The 9734-nt window shown below is 40.1% G+C and carries 8 protein-coding genes and 7 pseudogenes; 9 read left to right on the top strand and 6 right to left on the bottom strand.

Annotated elements, in window-relative coordinates; genetic code table 11:
* A pseudogene (locus tag DYY66_RS15330) lies at window positions 1–150 on the top strand (threonine synthase); the annotation flags it as partial.
* Here DYY66_RS15330 and DYY66_RS15335 read toward each other — a convergent pair.
* From DYY66_RS15335 to DYY66_RS10385, 3 genes and pseudogenes are all read right to left on the bottom strand, one after another.
* Complete coding sequence (locus DYY66_RS15335) at window positions 147–320, bottom strand: transporter associated domain-containing protein (RefSeq protein ID WP_309224007.1); 174 nt, start codon at window positions 318–320, stop codon at window positions 147–149. The pseudogene DYY66_RS15330 and the gene DYY66_RS15335 sit on opposite strands and share 4 nt — an antisense overlap.
* Window positions 321–436: 116 nt before the next feature.
* Window positions 437–1398, bottom strand: a pseudogene (locus tag DYY66_RS10380) (hemolysin family protein); the annotation flags it as partial.
* A gap of 177 nt (window positions 1399–1575) precedes the next feature.
* On the bottom strand, window positions 1576–2384 hold an 809-nt coding region (locus tag DYY66_RS10385; RefSeq protein WP_255496432.1), incomplete at its 5' end, for a type II glyceraldehyde-3-phosphate dehydrogenase.
* A gap of 768 nt (window positions 2385–3152) precedes the next feature.
* On the opposite strand from DYY66_RS10385, the gene DYY66_RS16575 reads away from it, so the two are divergent.
* From DYY66_RS16575 to DYY66_RS10405, 7 genes and pseudogenes are all read left to right on the top strand, one after another.
* The coding region (locus DYY66_RS16575; protein ID WP_255496434.1) for a thioredoxin domain-containing protein at window positions 3153–3345 on the top strand (193 nt) is incomplete at its 3' end.
* A 1-nt stretch (window position 3346) separates the two neighbouring features.
* Window positions 3347–3652, top strand: a pseudogene (locus tag DYY66_RS14965) (DsbA family protein); the annotation flags it as partial.
* A 105-nt stretch (window positions 3653–3757) separates the two neighbouring features.
* A pseudogene (locus DYY66_RS14970) lies at window positions 3758–4042 on the top strand (3-hydroxy-3-methylglutaryl-CoA synthase); the annotation flags it as partial.
* A gap of 65 nt (window positions 4043–4107) precedes the next feature.
* Window positions 4108–4877 (top strand): annotated as a pseudogene (locus DYY66_RS14975) (hydroxymethylglutaryl-CoA synthase); the annotation flags it as partial.
* Window position 4878: 1 nt separating this feature from the next.
* A pseudogene (locus DYY66_RS14980) lies at window positions 4879–5213 on the top strand (hydroxymethylglutaryl-CoA synthase); the annotation flags it as partial.
* Window positions 5214–5528: 315 nt separating this feature from the next.
* Window positions 5529–5651, top strand: coding sequence for a hypothetical protein (locus DYY66_RS14985; protein ID WP_255496433.1), 123 nt, complete (start codon window positions 5529–5531; stop codon window positions 5649–5651).
* 718 nt (window positions 5652–6369) lie between these two features.
* Window positions 6370–6504, top strand: coding sequence for a hypothetical protein (locus DYY66_RS10405; RefSeq protein ID WP_304515762.1), 135 nt, complete (start codon window positions 6370–6372; stop codon window positions 6502–6504).
* Here DYY66_RS10405 and DYY66_RS10410 read toward each other — a convergent pair.
* From DYY66_RS10410 to tuf, 3 genes are read right to left on the bottom strand one after another with little or no spacing between them, the layout of a single operon-like run.
* On the bottom strand, window positions 6501–6695 hold the full coding sequence (locus DYY66_RS10410) for an RNA polymerase Rbp10 (RefSeq protein WP_166289019.1): 195 nt from the start codon (window positions 6693–6695) through the stop codon (window positions 6501–6503). The genes DYY66_RS10405 and DYY66_RS10410 overlap by 4 nt on opposite strands.
* A 12-nt stretch (window positions 6696–6707) precedes the next feature.
* Window positions 6708–7016, bottom strand: a complete 309-nt coding sequence (rpsJ, locus tag DYY66_RS10415) for a 30S ribosomal protein S10 (RefSeq protein WP_148693870.1) — start codon at window positions 7014–7016, stop codon at window positions 6708–6710.
* 9 nt (window positions 7017–7025) lie between these two features.
* Entirely contained in the window at window positions 7026–8336 is a 1311-nt protein-coding gene (tuf, locus tag DYY66_RS10420) for a translation elongation factor EF-1 subunit alpha (RefSeq protein ID WP_166289021.1), read from the bottom strand.
* 217 nt (window positions 8337–8553) lie between these two features.
* On the opposite strand from tuf, the pseudogene DYY66_RS10425 reads away from it, so the two are divergent.
* Window positions 8554–9734 (top strand): annotated as a pseudogene (locus DYY66_RS10425) (fructose-1,6-bisphosphatase); the annotation flags it as partial.

Genomic DNA, 9734 nt, shown 5'->3' on the forward strand with positions numbered 1-9734 from the left:
GCTGGGGTGAAAAAATTAATCGGTGAAGGAGTAATCAAAAAGGATGAAACCGTAGTCGGAATACTAACAGGACGACAGAAAGATTCCAGCATTCCTGTTGATTATCACAAAAACCCACAAAACAAGTTTGCAATTCCGCCGCGGTCCTAATTGGTACTTGGAATCTTTTCTATTTTTATGCGAGTTGCCTGGTTGTTTACTGCTTCTTCTACAGTCATCTTGACTGATTCTATGACTACTCTATCACCAGTTCTTGGAATGTCTTTTAATTTGTCATGTAAGAGTCCACTAAGAGTAGAATAATCCTCGCCACGCGGAATATCGACTTTAGTATTTCATTTACGGTATCAATCTCAACATCGCCTGTTGCAAGCATTGTATTCTTGTCTAGCATCTTAAAGTTGAGCTCTTCCATGTCGGTCTCATCCATTATNNNATCTCCTCTAACAGGTCTTCAAGTGTGACACAGCCTTCAACACCCCCAAACTCGTCAACTACAATTGCCATGTGAGTCTGTCTACCCTGCATCTCTCTTAGCAACTTGCTGATTCGCTGTTCTTGTGATACAAAGATTGGTTTTCTTGCAAGAGATTCAAGTGTAATTATTCTTTCATCTCGTTCTAAATTCTTTAACAGGTCTCTTACGTTTAGTATGCCAACTATCTGGTCTGTTGTATCCTTGTAGAGTGGTATTCTGGAATAGCCACTTTTACTTATCAATGGCATTGCATCAAACAAGATCATCTTTGCTGGTAACATGAACATCTTTGTTCTTGGGGTCATGACTGCACGGATTACAATATCATCAAACTTTAGCGCACCGTGGACAAGTTCACGTTCATGTTTTTTTAGTGCCTTGTCTTCTAATCCCTGTTCTATTACATTGTAAATTTCTTGTTCTGTAATCGGCGGTGGGTGGTATGGACTTTTTAGCATCCATAGTATTCCATGTGTTATTTTTTCAAACAGTATGACAAATGGATAAAATATGTAACTAAAAGTAAGGGTGACGCCGCTTATCCATAATGATACCTTGACTGGATTTGCATTACAGTATGATTTTGGTGCATTCTCTCCAAATACTAGCAGTATGAATGTCATTATTCCAATTGATATTGCAAGGCCTCCATTTCCAAACATGCCTAGTGCAACTTCGGTTGCAAGTGCAGACGAGCCTACGTTTGCTAGTGCCGTTCCAAGGTTTATTGTTGCAAGCATTCTGTTTGGATTTGATTTTAGTTTGGCAAGTGCTGCTGCGCCCCTGACTCTATCCTTTACAAGTTGGTTTACTTTGGCCTTGTTTGTTCCAATGAGTGCAACTTCGGCGCCACTAAATAGGGCAGATAGTGCCACTAGCAACGCAAGCAATATTATTTTTAAGATCATTTCAATGTCCATTTGATCAATTACCTCGATGTAGACCTTTTTTACAATGCATTGACCTCAAACCCGGTGTTTTAATCAGCAAACGTCTTGATTGAATTTCAAACAAATTGGTATGTATATTATTTTTGAACTGTCTCTTTTATAAGTTCACATTAGTTTTGTTAGTGACACTCTGGAAGAGCTGTTCTTCTATTTCTTTGCAAAATGCTCTTCGAGTAGTTTTTTCTTTTCTTCCATGTGGAATAATTCTTCGGTATGTTTGAAAGCGTCTTCTCTTTTTCTCTTGAATAGCATTGCCTGCATAAGAAGGTGGTTTTCAGGTACTACTATACCCGTCTGATCATCAGAATATGTTAATTTGACTGTGTCATCTTGAACATCCATTACATCTGCATGGATGTGAATCATGTTGGTATCTTTGAAATTAAATTTTATAGATTCTGCATAATCTCTGATATCTTTTGTTCCTTTTGCACTGTACAACGTTGCAACACCGTATTCATGTTTGTACAGATCCAAAATCTCTTGTGCATTTGGTGCAGGACCATCAAATCGAATATCCATGAGGTGTACGTGCATCTGTCTTGTTGGAACCTTGAAAGCTCGTATAAACAATGGCGTATCTGCACCCATGTAGCTTTTTACATCGTCATTGTGATGTGGTCTTCTGGTCCACTCGACAGAATCTTTTACTTGTGTCTTTGAATCCTCAAGGTCTGCCCATCTTCTCAATAGTGTGGCATCAAATCGCTTGATCTTTTTTCCATATTTTTCCTTGAGCGGCTGGAGTATTCTTCCCATGCCTGTAACGTTACAACTTCCTTGCATTACATATTTTGCATCAAACGCCTTTTCATAATTTACCCGAGAGTTGAAGATCAGGTTTGCAACAGACTCTTCTCCTCCAATCTTTTCTCCTCCCTGAAAAATGGCATTGACGTTTCTTGGTTCATACAATGACTTTTTGTTTGCATATCCTACACCACCAGGGGCTGCATNACGAGAGTTGAAGATCAGACTTGCGACAGACTCTTCTCCGCCAATCTTTTCTCCGCCCTGGAAAATGGCATTGATGTTTTTTGGCTCATACAGGGACTTTTTGTTTGCATATCCTACACCACCAGGGGCTGCATCTATTACCAGATCACTTTTGGTGATGATATCTTCTATGGATCCTGCAATTTTATAATTTTTAAAAGCATCAGCCTTTGTCTTTGGGACATAGACATCAAATCCTCGAGATATTGCATCTGCCACCTTGTCGTCAGGGGAATATTTACCGACTCCAATAACCTCGATGTCCTTATCGTCTGCTATGAACTGGGTAATTCTGCTTCCAATGGAACCATATNTGAATATTTGCCAACTCCAATGATTTCTATATCTTTGTCGTCTGCTATGAATTGTGTTATTCTGCTGCCAATGGAANCCGTTAACAAAAACTTTTTTCATAGTTTACTGATGTGAAATCCCATTTATTTGGCTTACCCCTTTGACAAGAACTAAATAATCTATAGACGCAAATCAAATTCTTGAAAGTTCATCTCCCGTCTATAGGGATTGGGGTTGGGGTCATTGTTGCAGTAATTGTTGCGGTTTCACTATTTGGACATGGTATACAAAATCCAATGGCTGCATCTACAGAACAACAGGGTACCACTTCAGACAATACTGTACCACAGAATGGTCTATCTGCAAAAGACACCATGAGTCTATTAATTGACAATACGTCTCCAGTGCTTGGCTCTGACAATGCGCCAATTACCATGATAGAGTTTGGTGACTATCAATGCTTTTTCTGTAACAAGTTTTACCATACCATAGAGCCAGATGTTGTCAAAAATTACATCGACACTGGCAAGGTGCGCATGGTCTTCAAAGATTTTGTCATAATTGGCCAGGATTCGGTCAATGCTGCACATGCCGCACACTGTGCACAAGAGCAAAACAAGTTTTGGCNAAGTTTTGGCAATACCATGATACGTTATACAATAACTGGAATGGGGAAAATACTGGATGGGCATCATCTGCCAATCTTTTGAAATTTGCCAAGGATGTAGGGTTGAACGATACCCAGTTTGGCCAGTGCATGGCACAGTCAAGATACATTTCTACGGTTCAAGGCAGCCTGTCTGATGCCAAGGGTCTTGGTCTTACTGGAACGCCTGACTTTTTCGTTATAGCCCATGACAAGACCATCACCAAAATTGAGGGTGCTCAGCCCTTTACCGTCTTTGACGAATTATTCAAATCCAAGCTAAAATAGTCATAGATTTCATACATGTCGCACTAATTTAGCAAAAATTATCAATCTTTGAGATCAATGTTGACTCTCAAAATCCTTATATCTGTAATCGCAAAGCTGAAGCTATTGGCCGCAGGTATAGATGATATTGCTATCTACATTCCAAAACTGTTTGTAGACGCAAGAGACTTTGCCAAAGCACGTGGAATGGACCCAGACAAGCTCCAGAGGGGCCTTGGCGTATCAAAGATGGCTATCGTAGATACTAATCAAGACCCTGCATGTATGGCTGCAAATGCCTGCCTTAGAATCATGGAGAGAAACAAGATCTCACCAAAAGATGTTGGAAGGCTCTATGTTGCAACTGAATCTTCACTTGACGAATCAAAGGCAATGAACTCGTATGTAATTGGTATGCTAGAACAGGTTTATGGTAATGATTCCTTTGAGCACTGTGGTGGAATAGAATGCAAGTNCGGTATGCTCGAACAGGTCTATGGTAACGATTCCTTTGAGCACTGTGGTGGAATAGAATGCAAGTTTGCATGTGTCAGCGGTTCTTATGCGTTATATGATAATACTAATTGGATTAGAGCAGGAGAGGCAGAGGGCAAGTCTGCAATTGTCGTGGTGTCCGATATCGCCAAATATGATCTCGGTTCTAGCGGTGAATATACACAAGGCGCAGGTGCTGTTGCCATGTTACTGAACGACACCCCAAGACTGATGACATTTGATCCCAAAGTTACATCAACTTCTATTAAAAATGAATATGATTTCTACAGACCATTTGGAAAAGAAACTCCGATTGTAAATGGTCAGTACTCCAACTTGCTCTACATGATTCAGGTAAAGAAAGCACTGATGGCATACAAGGACAAGGCACTCTCGTCTGGAATAATAAAACTAAAGGAAGGAGAAACAATTCTTGATTACATTGATTTTGTAAACATGCATCTTCCGTATAGTAACATGGGCAAAAAGGCATTGACGTATCTACTAAGACATGAATGGAGAAGCCTTCCAAGATGGAAAGGTATTGTAGAAAAGATGGGAATGACAGAACCAGTTCCAAAAGATCCACGTGGTACAATAGAATCAATACTTGCAGACGAAGAGTTTATGCAAAAAGACCACGAGTTTACAAAGAGATTCACAATGACTGAGGAATTCCAAGAGGCTTATGATTCTAAACTTGCCAGCTCACTTATTGCATCAAGCATGGTAGGAAATCTCTACACTGCATNAGAGTTCCAGGAAGCATATGACTCTAAACTTGCAAGCTCCCTTATTGCATCAAGCATGGTAGGAAATCTTTACACTGCATCACTTTACATGGGCTTTAGAAGTTGCATGGAGTTTGAATTCCAAAAGGGTACTGACCTTGAAGGCAAGAGATTTGGATTTGGCTCTTATGGCAGTGGAAGCAGCGCCATGGTCTTTAGTGGTGTAATCATGCCAACATACAAGGAGATTGTAAAGAACATGAACTTGGAGGCAGAGATAGGTGACAGGAGAAAGGTATCCCTTGAGGAATATGAGCAGATCCACGAAAGCAAGCTCAGCCCAACACAGAACATCTNAATGGTCTTCAGTGGTGTTATAATGCCAGCATACAAGGAGATTGTAAAAAACATGAACTTAGAGGCTGAGATAGGTGACAGGAGAAAGGTGTCCCTTGAGGAATATGAGCAGATCCACGAAAGCAAGCTCAGCCCAACACAGAATATTCTAGATGGCAAGAAGGAATTTGTTTTGGTGGGAGTTGGAAGCAGCCCCGAATTGCGTGGCCAACGCAAGTATGTCTTTAATGACTAGTTCTAGTAACAAAAATCTACCCTGACGATCAAAGCAAATCAGCAAAAAGGATATAAAATCATAATTGTACTTGAGTATCATGAAAGACCGTTCAATGCCAATTTGTTTTACAGCTGAACAATATGCAAAAATTGAGCAGATTGCAAAGCAAAAAGGAATGCTAAACGCAGGCCAGCTTCTAGAAGAAGCACTGGAACAATAAACACGAGAACCTAGTTCTCAAATCTTTTCCTTTATGATAACTATTTAATGGATTTAGTGCTGTAAAATACCATGAAACTGTTTGGCAAGAGTATCATTTGTACGATCTGTGGAAAAGAGTCATCCCACAAACACAAACCAAAGAACGAATGGAATATCGCAGGACCGCTTTGTGGGGATTGCTATGTCACCCAAATGAAAAAGTTCTATGAGCTTGGTTTAAGACAAAAATGTGTCACCTGTGGAATAGAAAAAGATGTTCCGGATTTATGGGAGCCACGATACCAGTNTCTATCGTATGTACAATGTGTGGAAAAGAGTCGTCTCACAAACACAAACCAAAGAGCGAATGGAATATTGCAGGACNGATGAAAAAGTTCTATGAACTTGGCCTACGACAAAAATGTGTCACCTGTGGAATTGAAAAAGATGTTCCGGATTTATGGGAGCCACGATACCAGTGGGATATGACTGGTCTTTTGTGCAAATCATGTTTTGATAAAAAGGATCTTACGTTTAAGAGCCAAAAATCAACATGTCAAGTCTGTGGAAAAAAACTTGGCATGATACGATACAATCCAAAGAAGAAATGGGTGCTTGACGGGCAATTGTGCAGGCAATGCTGGGACTCTCACAAGGCAAAGCTGGGATAGATGAATATCTTTAAAAAATTCAAGTGTGATATCTGCGGTACCAGATTTAGACAACAAGAATATCTAATGCAGCACCAACAACTGTATCACAGCGGCAAAGAATATGATTGTAAAATGTGCAACCAAAATTTTCCAAGCATGGAAGCCATGCGGACACATATGCAAAGAATGCATACATACCACGGTAAAAGAGACGTCTAGAATGCTTTGATTGTCTTTACTACTGGTGGTCTGACCTTGGTAAATACTCTAAAACCGCAGATGCATTTTATTTCTGGCAGTCTTGTTAGTTCAGACTGGGATACTTGTGTTCCACAGCGCATACATGCATAGAAGACACTAAAGCTAGTTGGTTTCTCTTCTGCTGGTATTTCTTGTGTTGGTTCAGACATTTTTATCAAAATCTATTTCAAAGTAAGTTCAATGTAAACATCGTTTGGAATTTTAATTCTCATGAGCTGTCTTATTGCTCTATCATCTGCACCAAGATCAATTACTCGTCTGTGGATTCTCATTTCCCATTTTTCGTATGTGTTTGTACCTTGACCGCATGGTGATTTTCTTGTAACAACATTTAGTGTTTTTACTGGTAATGGTGTTGGACCTTTTACTTTGACACCGGTCTTTTCTCCGATGCCCTTGATTTCAGTACAGACCCCGTCAAGTCTCAAGAGAGATGTGCTTGTTAATTTGATTCGGGCTGTCTGGGTCATTCAGGTCCCTTATTTTGTATATTTCTCAGTGATCTCTTTTACAATGCCTGCTGCAATTGTTGCACCCATGTCTCTGAGAGCAAATCTACCCATCTCTGGGAATTCACCAAATGTCTCGATGCACAATGGTCTTACTGGCTTGATTCTAACGATTGCAGAATCTCCTGCCTTTAAGAACTTTGGATCTTTTTCTTCAATTGCACCGGACTGTGGATTGATCTTTGCCTCAAATGCTACTATGGTTGCTGCAACTTGAGCGGTATGTGCATGCATTACTGGTGTGTATCCAGGTGCAATTGCTGTTGGATGATGAATAACTATGATTTGTGCACGGAATTCTTTTGCAACGTTTGGTGGTGAGTCAGCTGTTCCGATTACATCTCCTCTGTGGATATCTTTCTTTTCAATACCTCTGAGGTTGAATCCGATGTTGTCACCTGGTTCTGCTGATGGCATTTCAGTGTGGTGGGTTTCAATTGATTTGATTTCACCTACTGCTCCGGATGGCATTACAACTATCTTCTGGCCTGGTTTTGCAACTCCGGTTTCTACACGTCCTACTGGGACGGTACCTACACCGGTGATTGTATAAACATCTTGAATTGGAATTCTAAGTGGTTTTCCTGTTGGCTTGTCTGGTAGTTTGAATTCATCAAATGCTTCGTATAGTGTCTTTCCTGCCCACCATCCCATGTTTGGTGATTTCTTTACCAAGTTGTCTCCCTTCCAACCTGAAACTGGAATGATTGCTACGCTTTCAAGCTTGTAGCCTACTGACTTTAGCAACTTTTCTGCCTTTTCTTTTGCAGCCTTGAATGCTGCTTCTGAGAAATTGCTGTCATCCATCTTGTTGATTGCTACTACTAGTTGTCCTACACCTAGTGTTCTAAGTAAGAAAGCATGTTCTCTTGCTTGTCCACCTGGTGCTGTTGCGGTATCAGTTTCACCTTCTTTTGCTGACAAGACCAAAACTGCACAGTCTGCCTCTGAGGCTCCTGTGATCATGTTTTTGATAAAGTCTCTGTGACCTGGTGCATCAATTAATGTGAAGAAGTATTTTGGTGATTCAAATTTTTGAAACGCTAAGTCGATTGTGATACCTCTCTCTCTTTCGTCTTTGATATTGTCCATGACCCATGCATATTTGAAAGTGTCACCTTTTCCGGTCTTCTCGGATTCGGCTGCATGTGAGGCAATTGTTCTTTCGTCTACCAATCCCAAGTCCATCAAAAAGTGACCCATGGTTGTAGATTTGCCGTTATCGATGTGTCCTACGACAATCATGTTCAAGTGAGGTTTTCTTGCTGCTGCGTTACTCATGAAGGATGTTACTTGAGAAGGGCTTTATTAGCATTTTCATTTTTTAATTTTTTTTCGGTCAAAAATTGAATTATTTTCTGACTCGATCATCCAGATCAATTTTTTTCACATGGTATAAATCGAACTATTTGATCATAATGAATAATGAAAATTACAGTATCGGTAATCAAANATTTTTTCACATGGTATAAATCAAACTATTTGATCATGATAAATAATGAAAATTACAGTATCAGTAATCAAAGCTGATGTCGGCGGAATAGGCGGACATACTAGACCAAGTGATGGTCTACTAAATGCAGTAAAAAATCTTGTAAAGCCCCAAGTAAGAAAAGACGGTAAAGGACTTTTGATTGATTCCTATGTAGGATATTGCGGTGATGATATCCACATCGTCATGACTCATACAAAGGGTGTTAACAATTCTCAAATTCACGGACTTGCATGGAGAGCATTTGAAGCTGCAACGCGAGTTGCTAAAAGTGAAGGACTCTATGGTGCAGGCCAAGATCTCCTAAAAGATTCATTTTCTGGAAACGTAAAAGGAATGGGACCTGGCGTCGCAGAGATGACCTTTGAAGAAAGACCAAATGAAGCATTTACAATTTATGCAGCAGACAAGACAGAACCTGGTGCATTCAACTATCCATTCTACAGAATGTTTGTAGACACCTATCCAATACCGGATTAATTGTAAACCAAAACCTGTCAAAAGGTGTCAGGATTAACGTAATGGATGTAGAAAAGGGCAAGATTGCCACACTAAACATGTGGGAAGACAAGCCAACACTAGAAGCTGCCTTGATGTATCCTGGAAGATATGTAGTATCTACAGTAACTACCAAGGACAATCAGCCGATATTGGCTGCATCAACTGATAGGCTGCACAACATTGCAGGAACATATGTTGGAAAAGACGATCCAATCTGTATCGTAAGAACTCAAAAAGACTTTCCAGCAACAGAGGAAGCAGGTTCTGCATTTAACAATCCACATCTTGTGGCAGGAAATACTAGAGGAAGTCATCACATGCCTTTGATGCCTGTGAAAATTAATTCTCCAGCAAGCATCAACTATGCAATACCTATTGTATCAGCATTGGTGTTTTCAATGCATAATGGTATCTTGACTGGTCCAGTAGACGGATTTGGTTCTGTTGATTGGGATTACATCAGAAATATTGCAATGAAGCGAGCAATTGCAATTAGAAGCCAAGGATTTGTTCATCCTGCAACACTAGTTCCAGATGAATTGGAATATGGTGTTGGGTACAAGGCAAGAATGAGTATACTTTGGAGCAAGATGAGACCAATTCCAGGATCAAGTCCAAATGTAAAACATGGACAAAAACAAAATCAAGGCAACAGACCACAACAACAAGGTCAGAGACCACAAGGA

The organism is Candidatus Nitrosotalea sp. FS, assembly GCF_011319475.1.
In the GTDB taxonomy this organism is placed as follows: domain Archaea; phylum Thermoproteota; class Nitrososphaeria; order Nitrososphaerales; family Nitrosopumilaceae; genus Nitrosotalea.